Origin of the sequence: Sphingomonas adhaesiva, from assembly GCF_036946305.1 — a bacterium.
Lineage (GTDB): Bacteria > Pseudomonadota > Alphaproteobacteria > Sphingomonadales > Sphingomonadaceae > Sphingomonas > Sphingomonas adhaesiva_B.
The window spans coordinates 70,074-89,408 of the sequence record NZ_JAQIJJ010000005.1 but is presented as its reverse complement, the minus strand read 5'-3'; the positions used below and the strand labels follow the sequence as shown (position 1 = coordinate 89,408).

The window sequence follows — 19,335 nt, the reverse complement described above, 5'->3', positions numbered from 1 at the left end:
CATGCCGGTCAGGCGGCGGCGCAGGTGAAGTCGTCGGCCGCATCGCCGCTCGCGCCGGGCTTGGGCCGCGCGATCAGCGGGTAGCGGCACAGCGGGCGCGCGCGGCCGGGCCAGGGGCTCATCGGCCCGGCGACCGCGGCGAGGCTGTCGGGTGCCTGGCCCTGCTCGACCCAGCGCACCACCGCCTCCAGCGCGTCATAGCCGTCGGTGGCGGGGCCGCCGCGGCAATGGCCCATGCCGGGCACCGGGAAGACGCGCGCGACATCGGCCGCGCGGCCGTGGCTGGCGCGATCCATCTCCTCCCACCAGTCGATCGTGTCGTTGATCGAGAAGACCGGGTCCGACACGCCATGCGGCACGATCAGCCGTCCGCCGCGGCGACCGAAGGCGGAGAGATCGGGCGAGCGCGCGCCGATCATCGCCCAGGCGGAGCGGGGGAAGTGCGCATCGGTGGCGGTGATCGCGGCGGCGTCGCGATCCATGCTGAACGACAGCGCGCGCTGGAAATTGTCCTGCGGCGTCGCGCCCGGCACGGTGGGCGGCGTGCTGAAGATCGCCGACAGCGACGGGAAGCCCATCGCGACGTTGATCGCGGGCACCTGCCCATCGGGGCTGCCCAGCATCCAGATGCGCCAGCCGATATCGGACCAGCCGGCATCCCACGGGAAGCCGGGGTAGAGCTGTCGCCCCTTGCCGTCGCGCGCGCCGTCATGGACCGCGACCAGCGCGGTGACCTGATCGGGCGACAGGCATTGCGCGGTCTTCGCGCCGGTGCAGGTGACCTTGCGCAGCGCGGGCAGGACGCGCGCGCTGGTACACTGGCGGAACGCGCCGACGATCGAGTCGCGCCGCCCGTCCGCCGCGTCGCACGCGTCGAGCACCGCGGTACGCACGATCTGCAGGTCGCCGTCGGTGAAGCTGCGCGCCAGCGCGGCGATCGTCAGCGGCTGTCCCTGCGCGCGCAACACGCGGGCGAAGGCCTGCGTATTGTAGGTTTCCGCGACCGCGGCGCGCGGCAGCGCGAAGCCGGGCGCCGCGGCGACGATCCCGTCGTAGAGATCGGGTTCGCGCTGGGCGAGGAACATGCCCTCCTGCCCGCCCTTCGAACAGCCGTTGAAATAGCTGTGGCGCGGGGCGCGGCCATAGAAGGCGCGGATCGCCGCCTTCGCCGCCAGCGTCACCGGGCGCAGCGACAGGCCGCCGTAATCGGCGCGCGCCTGCGGATCGAAGCCGAACGCCACCGGGCCGCCGCGCGCGGGATCGCTGTTGCGGGCATTGTCGTGCCCGGAATCCTGCGACAGCACCGCATAGCCGCGCGCCAGCGCGGGCGCCGGGCCGCCGGGTACGCCGCCGATCGCATCGCCCAGCTCGCCATTGGTGCCGCCGCCGCCCTGGAACAGCAGCCGCCCGTTCCATTGCTGCGGCAGCCGCAGGTGGAAGCGGATCGCATAACGCTGCCCGTCGCGCCCCTCACGCTCGTTCAGGACGCCGATCACCTCGCAATGCGCGGGCAGCATCGGGGGCGGCCCCATCGTCATCATGCCCGGCGGGGCGGGCGGCAGCTGCGCCGGGCCGGCGTCGTGGAAGCGCGCGCTCTCCACCCGGCCGCCCCCCGGCGTCGGCCAGGCCGTGCGCATCCGCTGCGCCAGCGCGGTGCAGCCCGGCGCGGCGACGCCGGCGTCGGTGGCGGCATGCGCGCGGGTGGAGAGCAACTGGCTGCTCCCCGCCAGCGTCGCGCTCGCCACCGTCGCGGTGGCCAGAATCAATCGGCGGCTCATTCGCTCTCCTCCCTTGTTTATCGGTGTCGTGGATCAGGCGGTCAGGATCAGCGCGTCGAGCGCCACCGCCCCGTCCGGTCGCACGATCACCGGGTTCAGGTCGATCTCGCGGATCGACGGCGTTCCCGCCAGTAGGCGCCCCAGCGTCTCGACGATCGCGGCGACCGCGGCGAGGTCGACCGCGGGCGATCCGCGATAGCCGTCGAACAGCGCGGCCCCCTTCAGCCGGCGCAGCGCGGCGACGATGCCCTCGCGGGTCAGGTCGTGCGGCAGCAGGCGGACGTCCTTCATCAGCTCCGCGGTGGTGCCGCCCATGCCGGCCAGGATCACCGCGCCCCATTCGGGATCGTTGCGCGCGCCCAGGATCAGCTCGACGCCGCGCGCGCCCATCGCCTCGACCAGCGCGCCGTCCAGCGCGATCGCGGCATCATAAGCGGCGACATCGGCGTACAGCCGCGTCCAGGCCGCGCGCAGCGCCGCCTCGTCCGGGATGTTCAGGATGACCCCGCCGGCGTCGCTCTTGTGGCTGAGCGCGGCGGACTGCGCCTTCAGCGCGACGGGATAGCCGACCCGCGCCGCCACTGCGACCGCCGCATCGGGGGAAGTGGCGAACCCGCCGTCGGGGAAGGGAATGCCGAGCGGCGCGAGTGCGCCCTTGGCGCGATATTCGGGAACAACGCCCGCCGGCAGCGTGAGCGTCAGCGGCGCCACCGCGGCCGCGGCCGTGTCGCGATCGTCGTCCAGCAACCGGGCGAGCGCGCGAAACGCGCGGTCGGCGGAGGGGAAATACGGCACCCCCTGATCGTGCAGCGCGGCGATCATCGCGGGTGGCACCGGGGCGCCGTCGTCCAGCCCGGCGAAGATCACCGGCTTGTCGGGCGCCAGCGTGCGCACCGCCTCGGTGATCGGCGGAAACTTGCGGCCGCAGGTGGCAGGGTCGGTCTGGATGATGCCCAGCACCACCGCGGCATAGGCCGGGTCCAGCAGCAGCGGCGCCAGCGTGCGGCGGTACAGGTCGGGGTCGACCAGCGCCTGCGCGGTCAGGTCCATCGGGTTGGAGACGCCGATGAAGTCGGGGATGGTGGCGCGGATCGCCGCGCTCGTCCCGTCGCCCGGCGGCGGCAGCGACAGGCCGATCCGCTCGGCGAGGTCGAGCGTCAGCGCCTTGAACGCGCCGGATTCGGTCAGCACCGCCACGCCGCCCGTGGCGAGCGGCCGGGTCCGCGCCAGGATCTCCGTGACGTCGCCCAGTTCCTCCAGCGTCTCGACCAGGATCACGCCGGCGCGCGTCACCTTGGTCTTCATCAGCGCCCAGTCGCCCGCCATCGCGCCGGTATGGGTCGCCGCGCTGTCACGCGCCGCGCTGGAGGTGCCGGGGTGGAGCAGGACGATGCGCTTGCCTGCCGCGGCGGCGCGCGCCGCCAATTCCAGGAAGCGCGCGGGCTGGCGGAATTGCTCGACGATCATCGCGATGACGCGCGACGACGGCTCGTCGATCAGCCAGGCGACATAATCCTCCACCCCCGATGCGGCCTCGTTGCCGGTCGAGATCGACACCGAAATGCCCAGCCGCTTGGCGATCAGCGTCGTGCCCAGCACGACCGCCATCGCGCCCGATTGCGAGACGATGCCGACGCAGGGCCGGTCGGCGGTCGCGATCGGCAGCGTCTCGACGAAGGTCAGCGGGACGCCGGCGAGATAGTTGGTGAGGCCGAGGCAGTTCGGCCCCTCGACCACCATATCGTGTTCGCGCGCGATCCGCGCGACCTCCGCCTGCGCCGCCAGCCCCTCGGCGCCCCCCTCCGCGAAGCCCGCCGCGAAGATGATCGCCGCGCCGACGCCGCGCGCCGCCAGCGCGCGCACCGCGTCCAGCACCGCCGGCCCCGGGATCGCCAGCACCGCCGCATCCACCGCATCGGGCAGATCGGCGATGCTGCGCAGGCAGGGCCGGCCGCCGATCGTCTCCCGATTGGGATTGATGAGGTGGATGTCCCCGCCAAAGCCGTGCCGGACGAGATTGTCGAGCACGGTGGTGCCCAGCGCGCCGGGCTTGTCGGACGCACCGACGATGGCGACCGAACGCGGGGTAAGCAGGCGGGCAAGATCCATCGCGGGCATCCGTCTGAACAGGGAGGGCGTCTCAACAGGGAGGGCGTGTCGACAGGGAAGAGGGGTCAGGCGCGGGCGCGATCCTTGTCGTAGGCGCCGAGCCCGGGCTTGTAGCTCTTCTCGTCGATGAACTGGCGGATGCCTTCCTTGCGCCCGTCATTGTCGAAGCTGTTCGCCGCCTCCTGCGCGCGGACCAGATAATCCTCGGCATCGTCGTAGCTCATCACCGAGACGCGGCGGATCGCATCCTTGGTCGCCTTCAGCGCGACCGGGTTCTTCCGCAACAGGTTGGCGGCCACCTCCGTGACGCGCGCCTTGAGCTGGTCGAGCGGCAGCGCCTCGTTGACGAAGCCCCATTGCGCGGCGGTGCGGCCGTCGATGTTCTCGCCCATCATCGCGTGGTACATGGCGTTGCGGAACGACGTCAGCTCGACCGCCACCTTGGTCGCGCCGCCGCCGGGCAGGATGCCCCAGTTGATCTCGCTGAGGCCGAACTGCGCGTCCTCCGCGGCGAAGGCGAGGTCGCAGGCGAAGAGCGGGCCGTAGCCGCCGCCGAAGCACCAGCCGTTGACCATCGCGATCGTCGGCTTCTGATACCAGCGCAAACGCCGCCACCAGCCATAGCTCTCGCGCTGCGCCTTGCGCACCGCGCCCAGCCCGCCGGCCTCGGTTTCCCGGAAATATTCCTTGAGGTCCATGCCCGCGGACCAGGCGCTGCCCTCGCCGCTGAGCACCAGCACGCCGACGTCGTCGCGGAATTCCAGTGCGTCGAGCACCTCCATCATGTCGCGGTTGAGCGTCGGCGACATGCAGTTGCGCTTTTCGGGGCGGTTGAAGCGGACCCACGCGATCCCGCCCTCGACGTCGTAAGCCACGACGCCGTTGCTGCTCGTTTCGGTCATGTACAGTCCTTTGCGGTTCAGATCGGATAATGGCCGGGCTGCGTCTCGATCGTGATCCAGCGCAGCTCGGTGAAGGCGTCGATGCCGGCCTTGCCGCCGAAGCGGCCGTGGCCGCTGGCTTTGACGCCGCCGAACGGCATCTGGGCCTCGTCGTGGACGGTGGGGCCGTTGACGTGGCAGATCCCGGAGGAGATCCGGCGCGCGACGCGCAGGCCGCGCGCGGTGTCGCGGGTGAAGACGGCGGCGGACAGGCCGTAGTCGCTGTCGTTCGCCAGCGCGATCGCCGCTTCCTCGTCGGCGGCGCGGACGATGCCGACGACCGGGCCGAAGCTCTCGTCGCGGAACAGCCGCATCGCCGGCGTCACATGATCGACGACATGCGCGGGCATCAGCACCCCGTCCGCCACGCCGCCCGCCACCTGCACCGCGCCCGCGGCGACGGCATCGGCGACCAGCGACCGGACGTGATCGACGGTCTTGCGGTCGACCACCGCGCCCAGCGGGGCGGTGCCGTCGCGCGGATCGCCGACCGCCAGCGTCGCGACCTTGGCGGCGAATTTGTCGACGAACGCGTCGGCCACCGCATCGACCACGATGATCCGCTCGGTCGACATGCAGATCTGGCCCTGGTTCATGAAGGCGCCGAAGGCGGCGGCCTTCACCGCCTCGTCCAGGTCGGCGTCCTCCAGCACGATCAGCGGCGCCTTGCCGCCCAGTTCGAGCAGCACCGGCTTCAGATGCCGGGCGGCGCGCTGTGCGATGATCCGCCCGACCGCGGTCGAGCCGGTGAAGTTGATGCGCCGCACGCGCGGATGGTCGATCAGCGCGCCGACGATGTCGGGCGCATCCTCCGGCGCATTGGTCACCAGCGACACCGCGCCATCGGGCAGGCCGGCATCGGCGAAGGCCTCCGCGATCAGGCTGTGGGTCAGCGGGCATTGCTCGCTGGCCTTCAGCACCACGGTATTGCCGCACGCCAGCGGCACCGCGATCGCGCGCACGCCCAGGATGATCGGCGCATTCCACGGCGCGATCCCCAGCAGCACGCCGACCGGCTCGCGCACGGTCATGGCGATGCATCCGGGCTTGTCGGACGGGATCACCTCGCCGCCGATCTGGGTGGTGAGCGCGGCCGCCTCGCGGACCATGTTGGCGGCGAGCATCAGGTTGAACCGTGCCCAGCCCTCGGTCGCGCCGATCTCGTCCATCATCGCCGCGACGAAGGCGTCGGCGCGGGCCTCCAGCGCGTCGGCGGCGCGGGTCAGCGCGGCGCGGCGCGCGGTGGGGCCGAGCGCGGACCAGGTCGCGAAGGCGGCGGCGGCGCGGTCCACGGCGGCGATCGCATCGCCGACGCTGGCCGCGGGGCAGGAGGAGGCGACCTGGCCGGTGACCGGACCCAGCCGGTCGAACGTCCTGATATTCTGCTCGGCCATGACGGACATCGCGCCTCTCCCCTTATTGTTATGTACCATAACGTATTCACGGGGGCGACGCAAGCGGTGTTTCGCTATTCCAGCGGCACCGCCTCGATCCGGGTGAGCATTTCCACCAGCAGCGCGCGTTCGGCGGCGGAGAAGCCGGACAGCAACCGCTCCTCGTGCTGGCGGATGCGCGCGAGCGCGTCGGCGACGACGTGCTCGCCATGCGCGGTCAGCTCGAAGACGAAGGCGCGGCGATCGTCCGGAGAGACCTTGCGCGTGAGGAAGTCGGCAGCCATCAACTCGTTGATCAGGCTCACCATATTGGCGCGCTGAATACCCAGCGCCTCGCCGATCCGGCTCTGGTTGATACCCGGATTGGCGGCGATGATCGACAGCACGCCGAACAGCACCTGCCGGATGCCGGTGCCCGCCATGGCGTTGGTGAAGTCCGTCGCCATCAACGACGACGCCCGCCGGATATGATAGCCGACGAGCGTGTCCAGTGCCCCCAGGGAAATACCGTTGTCCTCTATCGCCATTCCCGTTCCTTTCCGGGATTGCCTAGGCGCGGGAAGGGGCGGGCTTCAAGCGACGATCCGTCGGCGCTGCGCCATTAGCAGTAATGCCGCGACGGTCGATCCCAGCGCCATCGCCGTGGCGACGCCGGGCAGGCCGATGCCGGCGGCGAACAGCCAGCCGGCGAGCGCGGGGGCCATCGCCGAACCGCCCCGGCCGATGCCGATGACGATCCCGGTCGCGCTGGCGCGCAGCTCGGTCGGAAACGTCTGGGCGATCAGCGCATAGAGGCCGACCACCCCGGCATTGGTGCACAGCCCCGCCGCGGCCGCCGCGATCGACAGCTGCGCGAGGCGTTGCCCGGTGAAGCCGAACAGCACCACCATCGCGGTCGATGCGATCATCGCCGCCACCGTCAGGTGGAGCAGGCGCGCGCGCCCGGTCAGCAGGCCCAGCAGCACCGATCCCGTCGCGCCGCCCAGGCTGGCCCAGACCAGCACGCCCGCCGCGGTCGATGGCGCGAAGCCCAGGTCGGCGACGATCTTGGGGATCCATTTCAGGATGAAATAGAAGGTCATGATATGCGCCAGATAGGCGATCGTCAGCGTGGCCAGCGCGCCGCGATGCGCCCCGCGCAGCAATGCCGCGGCGGTGGGCGTGCCGCCGCGTTCCGTCGTGGCGGCGGGGAGGTGCGCGATCGCGTCATGCCCCAGCCGCGCGAGCAGGCGGTTGACGCGCGGCAGCGCGTCGCGTCCGCCGCGCTGGATCAGGAAGGGCAGCGACTCGGGCACCGCGGCGAGCACCAGCGGGATGAACGCGGCGGTCGCCAGCGCGCCGAAGACGAAGATCGCGCGCCAGTCGTAGGACATCAGCAGCCGCGCCGCGACGATCCCGCCGACGACGCTGCCCACCGGATAGCCCGCCGCCATCAGGACCACGCACAGCGAGCGGCGGCGCGCATTGGCCGCCTCCGCCACCGCGGCGTTGGTCGCCGCCAGCATGCCGCCGATCCCGAACCCGGTCAGCAGGCGGCATCCGGCGAGCGACAGGATGCCACCCGCCGCCGCCGCGCCCGCCATCCCCGCGGTCATCACGACCAGGCACCACAGGATCGTGGTCCGCCGCCCGATGCGATCCGCCAGCCGCCCCAGCAGGACCGAGCCGAGCGACATGCCGACCAGCTCCAGCGACAGGACGATGCCCAGCGCGGCGCGATCGATGCCCCAGGCCGCCGCGATCCCCGGCGCGGCGAAGCTGATCGACAGCACGTCGAACCCGTCGAGCGCGTTCAGCCCGATCATCATCGCGACGATCGTCCATTGCGCGCGCAACATCGGCTTTGCGTCGATCTGCGTGCGCGGATCGTCGGCGGCGAATGGCGTCATCGCGCGGCCTCGGCCGCGATGCTGCGCTGGATCATCTGGCGCGCGCGCACGCCCCCCTGATCGACCGAATAACCGCGCAGCTTCAGGTCCGGATTGGCCGCGATCGAGCGTTGCTGCGCTTCCAGCACCTCGACATCCTCGTCGAAGACATGGCCCTGCTGCGCCTTGAAGCGCGCGGTGAAGCCGGCGTCATGGATGTCGAAATTGCGCGCCATGCCCCAGAAATAATGCGTCGTGCCCTCGCTCTCGGGCGTCATCGCGTCGATCACGAAACCGCGGACGCCCTGATCGTGCTGCTCCAGCGTCGCGCCGCACGCCACCGGCGCGACGCCGACGTCGATCAGGACCGAGGACGGCTCCAGGAAGCGGCAAATCTGCCAGCGATCGACCGGACCGTCGGCGCGCAGCGCGTCGCGCCAGAAGGGCGGCGGCTCGATCCCCGGCATCCAGCGGCTGACGGTGACCTCGCCGTCGCTGACGCTCGTCTCGATCGGCGTCTCGGTGATCTCGATCTGGCCGATCGATCCCTGATGGACATAGGTTTCGTGGCTGAGATCCATCAGATTGTCGATGACGAGGCGGAAATCGCAGGCGATATGATTGTAGCCGCCGTCGAAGGTCCAGCCGGGCGCGCTGCACGGCCAGAAATCCGGCACCGTCGCCGGGTCCGCCAGCGCAGGATCACCGATCCAGACCCAGACGAAGCGGTGCCGCTCGACGATCGGATAACGCTGGACGCAGATGCCCTTGGGCACCGCCTCCGCCTTGATCGGCATCTCCTGCGCGGCGCCGTCCGGGCCGATCAGCAGGCCGTGGTAGCGGCAGCGCAGCGAATCGCCTTCCTTGTAGCCCATCGACAGCGGCAGCAGCCGGTGGGGGCAGGCGTCGCGCAGCGCGACGGCGGTGCGGTCGAGCTTGCGGTACAAGACGATCGGCTCGCCGCAGATCGTCCGTGCGATCGGCGCGCGGTCGACTTCGCTGTCCCAGGCCGCGACATACCAACGATTGTTAATCCACGTCATGACGCTCTCCGTTGTCTCGCGGAGCGGTGAGCGGGGGCGCGTGCAGGCCGCGACGCGGGCGCCGGCGGGGGAGATCGCGCGCTGCCCGTCGCTGTCGATCGGGCATGACCACGCCGCCTTCCGCACATCCAAACTCCCGCGGTGGAGATCGTCTGCCCCCGTAATCCGCGCCGCCTGACTGGCATCCTTCGCCGAAGATGTCCACGATTTTGTTTTCATGCATAACATAATGCCGTATGGACGGACCAACCGGTCGGCAGGGGAGGGGATGGATGGACAGGCGGGAGTTCACCGCGGCGTCGCTGGGGAGCGCGGTGGCGCTGGGTACGCGGCACGCCGTCGCCGCCGCGGCGGCAGGACCGTCGCTCGACCCGCTGCGCTTCGTCGATCCGGACCTGCGCGACGCGGCGCGGCGCGAGCAGGCGATCCAGACTGCGATGGGCGTGCTCGACGATGCCGCGATCCACGCGATTCGCGCCGACGCTCCACCGGCACCCGCACCGTTGCCGAACGTGGCGGTATCCTTTCAGATGATCGAGGGCGCGCGGGGCCAGCCGCCGGTGCGGATCATGATCGTCAATGCGCGAGGCGGGGATGCGCGACCGGCGATCGTCCACATGCACGGCGGCGGGTTCGTGCTGGGCGCGCTGGAAGGAGAGACGCGCTTCCTTCAGGAGATCGCGCTCGCGCTCGACTGCGTGATCGTCAGCGTCGACTATCGCCTGGCCCCGGAAACCGATTTCCGCGGCTCCGTCGCGGACAATCATGCCGGGCTGTCGTGGACCTATCGCCATGCCGCGCAGATCGGCGCCGATCCGCGCCGCATCGCGGTGATGGGGGAAAGCGCGGGTGGTGGCCACGCCGCGCTGCTGGCGATCGAGGCGCGCGATCGGGGCGAGGTGCCGGTGCTGTTCCAGGCGCTGATCTACCCGATGCTCGACGACCGCACCGGAAGCGGTATCCAGCCGCCGCCGCCGATCGGCTCGGTCGGGTGGAACGCCCGCAACAACCGCTATGGCTGGCGCTCCTTCCTGGGGGTCGAGCCGGGGACGCCGCGCGTGCCGGCCGCCGGGGTTCCGGCGCGCGTCGCGTCGGTCGCGGGGCTGCCGCCCGCCTATATCGCGGTCGGCGGGCTCGACCTCTTCGTCGCGGAGGATATCGACTATGCGCGTCGCCTGACCGAGGCGGGGGTGCCGACCGAGCTGCTGGTGCTGCCGGGCATGTTCCATGCGTCGGAGCGGGCGGCGCCGGAGGCGGCGATCTCGCGCCGCTTCACCCGGGCCAAGCTGGACGCGCTGCGCCGCGCCTTCGCGACGGGGCGCTGACCGCGTCGCGGGGTCGGCGGGTCAGCTGGTGGCGCGCACCACCAGCTCCGCGGGGAGCACGACCGACTCGTTGCGCTCCCCGGCGATGCGGTCGAACAGGCGTTGCACCAGCATCCGCGCGCCCTGCGCGAAGTCCTGGCGCACGGTGGTGAGCGCGGGCACCGAGGCGGCGGCGATCGGCAGGTCGTCGTAGCCGACCAGCTTCACGTCCCCGGGGACGGCCACCCCCCGGCCGGTCAGCACCTGTAGCGCGTTGACCGCGATCGAGTCGGTCGCCGCGAACATGCCGTCGGGCAGCGCGTCCGCGCTCGCGAGGAAGGCGGCGATGTCGTGGCCGCTGAGGGTCGTCGACAGATGGATCGGCGTCTCGATCAGCGATACCCGTCCGCCCTGCGCACGCACCACCTCGCGCGCGCCGGCGAGGCGGTGCGCGATCTCCACCGAGCGTGGATTGCCGAGGAAGGCGATGCGGCGGCAGCCGCGCTCGATCAGGTGGCGGGTGGCGAGGCGGCCGCCCTCGACATTGTCCGACCCGACCGAACAATGGCGCTGGCACGCGCCATGCGCGCCCCAGGCGACGAGCGGCAGATAGCCCGCGGCGGCGCGTTCGAGCGCGGCGAGCTGATCGGACTGGCCGATCAGGATGAAGCCGTCGACCGGATCCGCCGCGATCATATCGTCCAGCCAGTCGTCGCTGTCGGGCACGACGCGGGACAGCATCAGCTGGAATCCGCGGTCGGTCAGCTCGTCGGCCAGATGGCTGATCATCGTCATGAAGAAGGGGTCGGAGAGATGCTGCCCGCGTTCGTGGCCCAGGCAGATGACGACCGCGATCGCACCGCGGCGGCGGATGCGCAGGTTGCGTGCCACGGCGCTGGGCTTGAACGCATGCGCCTCGGCCAGCTGGCGGACGCGCTGCGACGTGGTGGCGTTGACCAGCCGGTTGCCGGCCAGCGCGCGGCTGACCGTGGCCGGGGAGACGCCGGCCAGTCGCGCCAGATCGCCGATGGTGCGAACCTTCTGCGGTTCGCCCGGCGTCGGTTCACCCGGACACGACGGCATCGCCGCGATCAGCCGATGCGATAGACGGTGATGCGCACCGCCGGCTCCCGGCGCTCCGGCACCGGCCCGATCGTGCCCAGGAACAGCGCCTCGTTCAGCCACTGGTGCTTGCCGGCGGGCACCTCGAACGTCGGCGTGGTGCGGACATAGTCCTTGCCGGCCAGCCCCTTGTTGACGATGTGGATCAGCGTGCCGTCCGCCTCGCGCATCAGATAGGCGGCCTCCACCACGGTGAAGCCGTCGGCGCGGATCAGCTGCCAGTCCATCCCCTCGGGCAGGATGGTCCCGCTCAGCCGCGGGCCGCTAAAGGTGCCGCCGGTGATCGGGATGCGGACGCGCCGGCCGAGCGGCGTGGTGCCGACCTGCTCGACGGGGCCCAGCGTGACGATCGCCTCATAGGCGAAGTCGAGCGGCAGCTGGCTCAACCGCGGCGGCGGCGCGACCGCCGCCGGTGCCGCGCCGCTGGCGCCCGTGCCGATCCCGGCCATGGCGAGGCCGGCGGTCGCGCCCAGCAGGCCACGTCGCGACAGCGAACCGGATTGGTCATCGACATCGAACATGATCGTCACCCATGATGGCAGTGGTGGCCCGGCAAGCGGGCCGATCCGGTCAGAAGTTGACGCGCGCGCGCACGCCGAACTCGCGCGGTGCGCCGTAGAATTCGTTGTTCTGGCTCTGGCCGGTGACATATTCGACATCGGCGAGGTTGGTGCCGTACAGCTCGACCTCGACATTGCCCTGCCGCGCGGAGATCTGCGCGTTGAGGACGCCGCGTCCGGCGAGCCGGTCGCTGATCGGCGAATAGCCGATATAGGTGAATTGCGGCCCGATATAGGCGTAGTTGACGCGCGGCGCGATGCGGACGTCGCCGACCTCGAACGCATATTGCGCGCCCAGATTGTAGGTCCACCGCGGCGAGAACAGGTTCGGCCCGCCGGCGGTGTTGCGCACGAACGGCGTATAGTCGATGCACGCCGGGATCGTCGTGGGCTGACCCGCGGGGCATTGCGGAACGAACGTCACGCCCGGGAGCGCACGGGATGCCGCGCGCTGGTCGACGAACGAGACGCTGCCGAGCGACGAGTCGACATAGGCCACGCCGGCATCGAAGGTGAAGCCACCCGCGCGCGCCTGCACCTGCGCCTCCAGCCCCTTCAGCGTCGCGCTGGCCAGGTTGACGGGATTGACCTGACCCGTGGTGGGATCGAGGACGTCGAACTGGAAGTCCTTGTAGTCGTAGTAGAAGCCGCCGACCTGCGTGGTCAGGTGGCCCCCGGCGAAGGTCGATTTCCAGCCCGCCTCATAGTCGATCACCGTTTCGGGGCGGAATTCCACCGTTGCCGAGGTGAAGCCGCCGGGCTTGTAGCCGCGCGCGACGAAGGCATAGATCAGATTGTCGGCGTTCGGCGTCCAGTTGAGCGAGATCTTGCCGGTGACGCGGCCGTCCTTGTGATCGCGATCGAGGTTGGCGACCGGCAGGCCGGTGACCGGGAAGCCCGGGATGCCCGCGCCGATCGCGACGCTGCCCTGGCCGTTGGTGGTGTAATGCGAATAGCGCGCGCCGATATCGAGCGCGAACTGCGGCGTCAGCTTGTACGTCGCCTGTCCGAACGCACCCAGCGTGGTCTTGTGCGTCAGGATGTCGATATCGGTCGGGAAGCCGTTGGACTTCTGCGTGATGTCGACGTCGATCACGTTGCGCTGGAAATAGCCGCCCAGGATCCAGCTCAGCCGGCCATCAGTGGGGGAGATCAGGTTGACCTCCTGCGTCCAGACGCGTTCGCGCACGAACTGGTCGGACGTCGTCACCGGCAGGCGCGCCAGATCGGCGGCGGCATAGCGCGCGGCGTTCGTGCTATCGGCATCGTAGAGGTTGAAGACGCGCTTGTTCTGATAGCCGCTGATCGAGCGCAGCGTCGTGCCGCCGTCGGTTTCGTAGCGCAGCTCCAGCGAGGCCTGCAACGCCCGTTCGTCGTTGCGCGTCGGGCTGTCGTAGTCGAGCTCCCGGATGTCGTTGCGGCGATAGCCGGCATATGCGGAGCCGGTGAACGGGCGATAGGCATAGCCGCCGGTCTCCTTGCCGGCCATCTCGACCTTCAGCAGCGCGCGGAAGGCCTCGACCGGCTGCCACAGCGCGCCGATGCGGCCCGCGATCTCGTCGAGCCGGCCGGGCTTGTTCCCGAGCGGGCCGATGTCGGTGTAGAAGGAGTCGCGCCGGCGATATTTGACCGCGCCGCGCAGCGCGAGCGTCTCTCCGACCGGCAGGTTCAGCGCGCCCTCGCCGCCGAACGCCTGGTAATTGCCCGCGGTCAGCTCCGCATAGCCCTCGGTCGCGCCGAGCACCGGGCTGCGGCTGTTGATGAAGATCGCGCCGCCGGTCGAATTGGAGCCGACGAACGTGCCCTGCGGGCCGCGGAACACCTCGACCGTGCCGAGATCGTAGAAGGAATTGGTGGAGACGATCGGCGGCTGGAACACGCCGTCGACATAGGTGGCGACGCCGTTGGTGACCGAGGGCGAGCCGCTCGCCAGCCCGACGCCGCGGATGTTGACGCTCTGCGTCAGGCCCGCGTCGCTGATCGACAGGGCAGGGGCGGCGGTTTGCAGGTCGTCGAGGCGCTGGACGCCGCGATCCTGAAGCGCATCGCCGCTCAGCGCGGTCGCGGCGGCGGCGATGTCCTGAAGCCGCTCCTCGCGACGCTGTGCGGTGACGATGATGTCGGCGCTGGTCGTGTCGGCTTCCTTGCCGGCCGGCACCTCCTGTGCCCAGGCCGGCGTGACGACCAAGCCGCCGGCGACGCCCGCCAGCAGAACCGCGGACCGAGCCTTCACGAACGCGCGCATCATCATTCCTCCCCCTTGATGCAGATTGTGCCTGCAATCGATTGTCGGGAGGAGATTAGTTATATCACATATCGATTGCAAGCGGTGTCGAATGGTCGTTCGTTGTCAGTGGCTTAGAAGGTATGGAGGCGTCGGGACGCCGCGGCGATGGGCCGGCGAGGTCGCGACTCGCGACGCAGGGGCCGGCGACGATCAGGGAAAGGCAGTGGCGTCAGGAGGGCGGAAGGGTGTTCGATCCCCGATGATCCCACGCCGGCCGAACGAGGTACTGTCCGGAGAAGGACAGGGTGACCCGCAGGCCGGGATGCGTGTTCAGGAATTCGAGCCTGGCGCCCAGTCGTTGTGCGGCAGAGCGAACGATCGGTATGCCGAGGCCGCTTCCCTCGTGGCCTGCGCTGTTGTCGAAACGCAGGAAGCGCTCACCGAGACGCGTCAGCCCGTCCTCGGGCAGACCGGGTCCGTCGTCGGCGACGGATATGCGCACCTCGTGTTCGGAGGCGCCGAAGGATATCGCTACGGTGCCGCCCGGCCGATTGTAGCGGATGGCATTGTCGAGAAGGTTCGACAGGATCTCGAACAGCAATGTGTGATGACTTGCGATCACCACCGTCCCGTCGGCGGCATCCAGATGCACCTCGACCGATGCCTCGATCGCCTGTGCGATGCGCCGCTGGATGACGGCGACGACCAGTTCACGCAGATCGACCTGCTCCAGCGGCGGCGACGTCCCCGCCTCGTCGGCACGCGCGAGAGCGAGCAATTGCGTGACCAAGCGCTCCAGCCGCTCCACGGCATCGGCGATCCCGCCCAGCGCCGTCGCCTCGCCCCGGCGGGCGAGCGCGACCTGTAGCTTGAGCACGGACAGCGGCGTGCGCATCTGATGGGACGCGTCCGCGGTGAACCGCCGGACGCCTGCGGTGGCCGTGTCGAGACGTGCGAGCAGGTGATCGAACGCATCGGCCAAGGGGCGCAATTCCGTGGGTAGCGGACCCGTGTCCAGCGGCGACAGGTCGGGAGCGGCGCGCGTGTCCCGTGAGGAGACCGCATCGCGCAGGCGCGACAGCGGGCGCAGCGACCAGGCGAGGGCGGGACGGATCAGGATCAGCGCAACGCCGACCAGCAGGATCTCTCCCGCGAGCAGCGCGACGATCAGCCGGCGGTGCAGCGCGGCCCGGCCATCCAGCGTCTCCGCCACCTGGACGATGACGGGCGCGTCCACGCGGGGGAGAGATCGTTTGACTTCGGCGATGCGGATCGGCTGATCCCGATAACGGGCGTCGCGAAAGCGCGTCTCGTCGATCGCCAGCGCCGCCATATCGGGGGGCGGAAGGTCGGCATATCCCGTCAGGAGCCGGTCGCCGACCGCCACCCGGTAATAGACGTTGTCGCGCTCGCTGTTCTCCAGCATCCCGAACGCCGCGGGCGGGAGATCCAGGGTCACCTCGCCGCGCTCGACCTGCACGGTTTCGGCGATCGCGCCGAGTGCCCCGCCGAGCACGCGGTCGTTGGTACGGCGGACGACGTCGGCGATCAGGGTGGCGCCCGCCAGCCCAAGCAGCACCGCAAGCCCGAGAAGGGGCACCAGCATCGCCGCCAGCAGGCGCGTTCGCAGCGCGAGCGAGCGCGCTTCAGCCGACATCGAGGAGGTAGCCGACGCCGCGCACCGTGCGGATGGTCGGGCCGTCGGGCGCGAGCTTTCCGCGCAGGCGCGTGATATTCACCTCGATGGCGTTCGGCCCCACGGGTTCGTCGAAGCCGAACACCTCGGACTGGAGCGTGTCGCGGGAGACGATCTGCCCGGCGCGTGCCGCCAGCGCATCGAGCACGCTCCATTCGCGGCGGCGCAGATCCAGAATGCGGGTGCCGACCCGGGCTTCGCCGGTCGAGCGGTTCAACGACAGCGACCCCAGGACGAGTTCCGGCGTGGGATCGCCGCCTCGCCGGCGGCCGAGGGCGCGGATCCGCGCTTCCAGCTCCTCCGGGGCGAACGGTTTGCGCAGATAGTCGTCGGCGCCGAGGTCCAGTCCGCGCACCCGGTCGTCCAGCGCATCGCGTGCGGTGAGCATCAGCACCGGCACCCGCTCGCCCCGGCGGCGCAGCGCCTGGAGAACCTGGAACCCGTCGAGATCGGGCAGGCCCACGTCGAGGATCACGAGCGCATAGGGCTCGCCGGCGATCACGGCCAAAGCGTCGCCACCGGTACAGACGTGATCGATCGCGTGTCCCGCAGCGCGTAGCAGCGCGACGATGCTGCGGGCGAGCGCGGCGTCGTCCTCAACGATCAGGATGCGCATGGCCGGCCTGCGTGAAAGGTGGATGACAGTATTCGCGCATAGTCCATGTCGGATGCTTACCCGAACGTAGAGGCGGGAGGCGAGAGGAGCCGGGACGATGCGTATTCTACTGATGCTTGCGGCGGGGTTCGCAACAGCCATACCGGCAGCGGCGCAGCGCCCTGCGGGTTACCCCCGATCCTATGATGCCCTGGTGTCCGAGGCGCGCGCGGAGCGCGACGTCCGTATCTACGGCAACGCCGACGCCGCGGCGATGGCGCCCGTGATGGCGGTGTTCCACCGCACCTTTCCCGGTGTTCGCGTCCGTTACGACGATCTGGAATCGCGCGAGATCTACCGTCGCGTCGTGGCGGAGACGCGCGCAGGCCGTCCCGTTGCCGACATGGTCTGGTCGTCAGCGATGGACTTGCAGGCCAAGCTGATCAACGACGGCTATGCGCAGGCCTATGCCAGCCCCGAGAAGCCGTCGCTGCCGGCCGCCGCGGTGTGGAAGAACATGGGCTATGGCGTCACCGCGGAGCCGGTCGCGTTCGTCTATAACAGGCGAGCGATCGCGTCGGCGCATGTGCCCCGCACGCATGAGGCGTTCGAGCGCCTGCTGCGCGAGGGGCGTACCGCCCTCACCGGGCGGGTCGCCACCTACGATCCCGCGGTCTCGAACGTGGGCTACATGTTTCTGGCCGAGGATTACGCGATCACGCGCGACACGCGCTCGCTGATCCGGGCGCTGGCGGCGACGCGACCGCTGTTGTCGCACACCACGGGGCCGATGCTGGATGCCGTCGCGGACGGCCGGGCCGTCATCGCCTATAACGTCGTCGGACCCTATGCGCTGGTCCGCAGCCGGCGCGACCCTCGGATCGGCGTGGTGTTTCCGCGCGACTATACCATCGTCGCCTCGCGCGTCGCCTTCATCCCGCGCACTGCGGCGCACCCGGCCTCGGCAAAGCTGTTCCTCGACTTCCTCCTCTCGCGCACCGGGCAGACGCTGCTCGCGCGCCAGTGGTTGCTGCCCGTGCGGGGCGACGTGCGGGCGCCGCGCCTGTCGTCCGCACAGACGCGGCCGATCCGGGTCGGCCCGCAGCTTCTCGTCAATCTCGACACGATCAAGCGCCGGCGGTTCCTGACCGACTGGCGCGCCATTCTCGCCGAAGGGGCCGAACGCCAATGACCTTCCTGAAGACCGGTTGCGCGCTGATGGCGATCGCCGTCGCTACACCTGCGCTTGCGCAGACACCCTCGCAGGAGGATCTCGGTGCCATCGTCCGCGCGCAGGCGGCGGAGATCGCCGCCCTTCGCGCGCGACTGGATCGGCTGGAGGCGCAGCGGCTCGCAGCGGACGCCGCGATACCGGCGCCCGCGTCCACGTCCGCGGCCAGTCCGCCGGTACAGGTCGCGCAGACGGAGCGTCCGCCGCTCGTCACCGCCCCGTTCGCGCCGCAGCTGGTGCCGCCCGGCCCGGCCGAGCGCGACGTGGCACGGGCGCGCGAGGCGAACGCCGCCGGCGTCACGACGGAATGGGGGGCCGGGCTGCCGGTGTTCCACTCGGCCGACGGGATCTACACCTTCAAGCCGCGCGGCCGCATCCTCACCGATGTGAGTTCGACCTTCGGGTCCGGGTACGACGGGCGCAACATCACCACCACGGGGATGCGGGCGCTCCGCCTCGGCATCGAGGGGGGTGTCGCTTCGCACTTCTTCTACCAGTTCGAGATCGATTTTTCGGAGAACGAGACGGACGTGGTCACCGCCTTTCTGGGGTGGCGCAACCGGATCGCGCCCGGCCTCGACTATGACGTGCGCGCCGGCCACCTGTTCAACGATCGCGGGTTCGAAGGCTCGACCGGGTCGGATTCGACGCCCTTCCTGGAACGAACCGTCGTGGCGACGGCGATCATTCCGCAACGCGCTTTCTATGGCATCGGCATCATGCCGCGCCTGTTCTGGAAGACGGGACACGCGTCGCTGACCCTCACCGGCGACCGGGTGGACGGCAACCAGGCGGTCAGCGACAGCCGCACCGTCCTGGCGCGCGCGCACTGGAACCCGATCAAGGACGACAACAAGGTCCTGCACCTGGGCCTCTGGGGCTTCGACGAGGCGCTGTCCTCCGCCGCCACGACGCTGACCCGCAACACGGTGATCGGCGGGCGGTTCAACGGTGCGCTCAGGGTCGGCACGGGACCGCTGACGGGCGGCACGGGCACGACCGGCTACGGCGCCGAGGTGGGCGGCTACATCGGTCCGGCGTGGCTGATGGGGGAGGCGGGGCAGCGCCATGCCCGCCTCGACGCAGGCCGTCCCGACTTCGTCAGCACGGCATGGAGCCTGTCGGGCGGCTGGTTCCTGACGGGCGACCTGCCACCCTATAATCCGCGTCTCGGCAGCTTCGGCCAGCCGCGCGTGCTCAGGCCGATCTTCGATGGCGGACCGGGCGCGATCGAGCTGACCGCCCGCTATGAGAATCTCGACTACAGCGACCTGCTCACCGGCGGGCGCGGCTGGGCGGCGACCGCGGGCGTCAACTGGTATCTCAACAGTTTCACCCGGCTTCAGCTGAACGCGATCCACTGGAAGACCGATAATCGCGCCGGACCCTATGTCAGTCCCGATGACGGGCAGACCGTCAGCACGCGCGTCGCCGTCACCTTCTGATCCGACCCGAGGACGCCTTTCC

The 19,335-nt window shown here is 70.3% G+C and carries 15 protein-coding genes; 3 read left to right on the top strand and 12 right to left on the bottom strand.

All coding sequences use genetic code 11. The annotated features are described in order from the left end of the window. Positions 1–8 precede the first annotated feature (8 nt). The 7 genes from PGN14_RS09550 to PGN14_RS09520 all read right to left on the bottom strand — a co-directional run bounded on the left by PGN14_RS09550 (position 9) and on the right by PGN14_RS09520 (position 9,133). Positions 9–1,778 carry a tannase/feruloyl esterase family alpha/beta hydrolase gene (locus PGN14_RS09550; protein ID WP_335299284.1) on the bottom strand — a complete coding sequence of 590 codons (1,770 nt, stop codon included), beginning with the start codon at positions 1,776–1,778 and terminating at the stop codon, positions 9–11. A 33-nt stretch (positions 1,779–1,811) separates the two neighbouring features. Beyond that, the gene (locus PGN14_RS09545; RefSeq protein ID WP_335299283.1) at positions 1,812–3,887 is read right to left on the bottom strand and encodes an acetate--CoA ligase family protein; all 2,076 of its coding nucleotides are present in this window, start codon (positions 3,885–3,887) and stop codon (positions 1,812–1,814) included. 65 nt (positions 3,888–3,952) lie between these two features. Next, entirely contained in the window at positions 3,953–4,789 is an 837-nt protein-coding gene (locus PGN14_RS09540; RefSeq protein WP_335299282.1) for a p-hydroxycinnamoyl CoA hydratase/lyase, read from the bottom strand. A 17-nt stretch (positions 4,790–4,806) separates the two neighbouring features. Next, positions 4,807–6,231, bottom strand: coding sequence for an aldehyde dehydrogenase (locus PGN14_RS09535; RefSeq protein ID WP_335299281.1), 1,425 nt, complete (start codon positions 6,229–6,231; stop codon positions 4,807–4,809). 65 nt (positions 6,232–6,296) lie between these two features. Then, on the bottom strand, positions 6,297–6,749 hold the full coding sequence (locus PGN14_RS09530) for a MarR family winged helix-turn-helix transcriptional regulator (RefSeq protein WP_335299280.1): 453 nt from the start codon (positions 6,747–6,749) through the stop codon (positions 6,297–6,299). 45 nt (positions 6,750–6,794) lie between these two features. Then, a complete protein-coding gene (locus tag PGN14_RS09525; protein WP_335299279.1) occupies positions 6,795–8,111 on the bottom strand; it encodes an MFS transporter in 1,317 nt (438 codons plus the stop codon). Then, positions 8,108–9,133, bottom strand: coding sequence for an aromatic ring-hydroxylating dioxygenase subunit alpha (locus PGN14_RS09520; protein ID WP_335299278.1), 1,026 nt, complete (start codon positions 9,131–9,133; stop codon positions 8,108–8,110). The genes PGN14_RS09525 and PGN14_RS09520 overlap by 4 nt, the downstream gene beginning before the upstream one ends. 272 nt (positions 9,134–9,405) lie before the next feature. Between PGN14_RS09520 and PGN14_RS09515 the strand changes: the two genes are divergently transcribed. Beyond that, positions 9,406–10,458: an alpha/beta hydrolase gene (locus tag PGN14_RS09515; RefSeq protein WP_335299277.1), complete on the top strand. Its 1,053-nt coding sequence runs from the start codon at positions 9,406–9,408 to the stop codon at positions 10,456–10,458. A 21-nt stretch (positions 10,459–10,479) separates the two neighbouring features. Here the strand turns inward: PGN14_RS09515 and PGN14_RS09510 are convergent, their stop codons facing one another. The 5 genes from PGN14_RS09510 to PGN14_RS09490 all read right to left on the bottom strand — a co-directional run bounded on the left by PGN14_RS09510 (position 10,480) and on the right by PGN14_RS09490 (position 16,658). Further along, positions 10,480–11,520, bottom strand: a complete 1,041-nt coding sequence (locus PGN14_RS09510) for a LacI family DNA-binding transcriptional regulator (protein ID WP_335299276.1) — start codon at positions 11,518–11,520, stop codon at positions 10,480–10,482. A gap of 8 nt (positions 11,521–11,528) precedes the next feature. After that, a complete protein-coding gene (locus PGN14_RS09505) occupies positions 11,529–12,080 on the bottom strand; it encodes a DUF3237 family protein (protein WP_335299275.1) in 552 nt (183 codons plus the stop codon). Between the two features lie 49 nt (positions 12,081–12,129). Further along, positions 12,130–14,370: a TonB-dependent receptor gene (locus PGN14_RS09500; protein WP_335299274.1), complete on the bottom strand. Its 2,241-nt coding sequence runs from the start codon at positions 14,368–14,370 to the stop codon at positions 12,130–12,132. 205 nt (positions 14,371–14,575) lie between these two features. Next, positions 14,576–16,003 carry a sensor histidine kinase gene (locus PGN14_RS09495; protein WP_335299273.1) on the bottom strand — a complete coding sequence of 476 codons (1,428 nt, stop codon included), beginning with the start codon at positions 16,001–16,003 and terminating at the stop codon, positions 14,576–14,578. Further along, the gene (locus tag PGN14_RS09490) at positions 15,993–16,658 is read right to left on the bottom strand and encodes a response regulator transcription factor (RefSeq protein ID WP_335299272.1); all 666 of its coding nucleotides are present in this window, start codon (positions 16,656–16,658) and stop codon (positions 15,993–15,995) included. The genes PGN14_RS09495 and PGN14_RS09490 overlap by 11 nt, the downstream gene beginning before the upstream one ends. Before the next feature lie 193 nt (positions 16,659–16,851). On the opposite strand from PGN14_RS09490, the gene PGN14_RS09485 reads away from it, so the two are divergent. Together PGN14_RS09485 and PGN14_RS09480 are read left to right on the top strand one after the other, a co-directional pair. Continuing rightward, entirely contained in the window at positions 16,852–17,829 is a 978-nt protein-coding gene (locus PGN14_RS09485) for an ABC transporter substrate-binding protein (protein WP_335299271.1), read from the top strand. Beyond that, positions 17,826–19,313: an OprO/OprP family phosphate-selective porin gene (locus PGN14_RS09480; protein WP_335299270.1), complete on the top strand. Its 1,488-nt coding sequence runs from the start codon at positions 17,826–17,828 to the stop codon at positions 19,311–19,313. Before PGN14_RS09485 ends, PGN14_RS09480 begins: the two co-directional genes overlap by 4 nt. The last annotated feature ends 22 nt before the right edge of the window (positions 19,314–19,335 follow it).

What these genes read in the sequence shown, in the direction of transcription:
- PGN14_RS09520 (WP_335299278.1), bottom strand. Translation starts at nt 9,133, where the DNA reads ATGACGTGGATTAACAATCGTTGGTATGTCGCGGCCTGGGACAGCGAA.
- PGN14_RS09490 (WP_335299272.1), bottom strand. Translation starts at nt 16,658, where the DNA reads ATGCGCATCCTGATCGTTGAGGACGACGCCGCGCTCGCCCGCAGCATC.
- PGN14_RS09535 (WP_335299281.1), bottom strand. Translation starts at nt 6,231, where the DNA reads ATGTCCGTCATGGCCGAGCAGAATATCAGGACGTTCGACCGGCTGGGT.
- PGN14_RS09480 (WP_335299270.1), top strand. Translation starts at nt 17,826, where the DNA reads ATGACCTTCCTGAAGACCGGTTGCGCGCTGATGGCGATCGCCGTCGCT.
- PGN14_RS09505 (WP_335299275.1), bottom strand. Translation starts at nt 12,080, where the DNA reads ATGTTCGATGTCGATGACCAATCCGGTTCGCTGTCGCGACGTGGCCTG.
- PGN14_RS09525 (WP_335299279.1), bottom strand. Translation starts at nt 8,111, where the DNA reads ATGACGCCATTCGCCGCCGACGATCCGCGCACGCAGATCGACGCAAAG.
- PGN14_RS09540 (WP_335299282.1), bottom strand. Translation starts at nt 4,789, where the DNA reads ATGACCGAAACGAGCAGCAACGGCGTCGTGGCTTACGACGTCGAGGGC.
- PGN14_RS09515 (WP_335299277.1), top strand. Translation starts at nt 9,406, where the DNA reads ATGGACAGGCGGGAGTTCACCGCGGCGTCGCTGGGGAGCGCGGTGGCG.
- PGN14_RS09510 (WP_335299276.1), bottom strand. Translation starts at nt 11,520, where the DNA reads ATGCCGTCGTGTCCGGGTGAACCGACGCCGGGCGAACCGCAGAAGGTT.
- PGN14_RS09495 (WP_335299273.1), bottom strand. Translation starts at nt 16,003, where the DNA reads ATGTCGGCTGAAGCGCGCTCGCTCGCGCTGCGAACGCGCCTGCTGGCG.
- PGN14_RS09545 (WP_335299283.1), bottom strand. Translation starts at nt 3,887, where the DNA reads ATGGATCTTGCCCGCCTGCTTACCCCGCGTTCGGTCGCCATCGTCGGT.
- PGN14_RS09550 (WP_335299284.1), bottom strand. Translation starts at nt 1,778, where the DNA reads ATGAGCCGCCGATTGATTCTGGCCACCGCGACGGTGGCGAGCGCGACG.
- PGN14_RS09530 (WP_335299280.1), bottom strand. Translation starts at nt 6,749, where the DNA reads ATGGCGATAGAGGACAACGGTATTTCCCTGGGGGCACTGGACACGCTC.
- PGN14_RS09500 (WP_335299274.1), bottom strand. Translation starts at nt 14,370, where the DNA reads ATGATGATGCGCGCGTTCGTGAAGGCTCGGTCCGCGGTTCTGCTGGCG.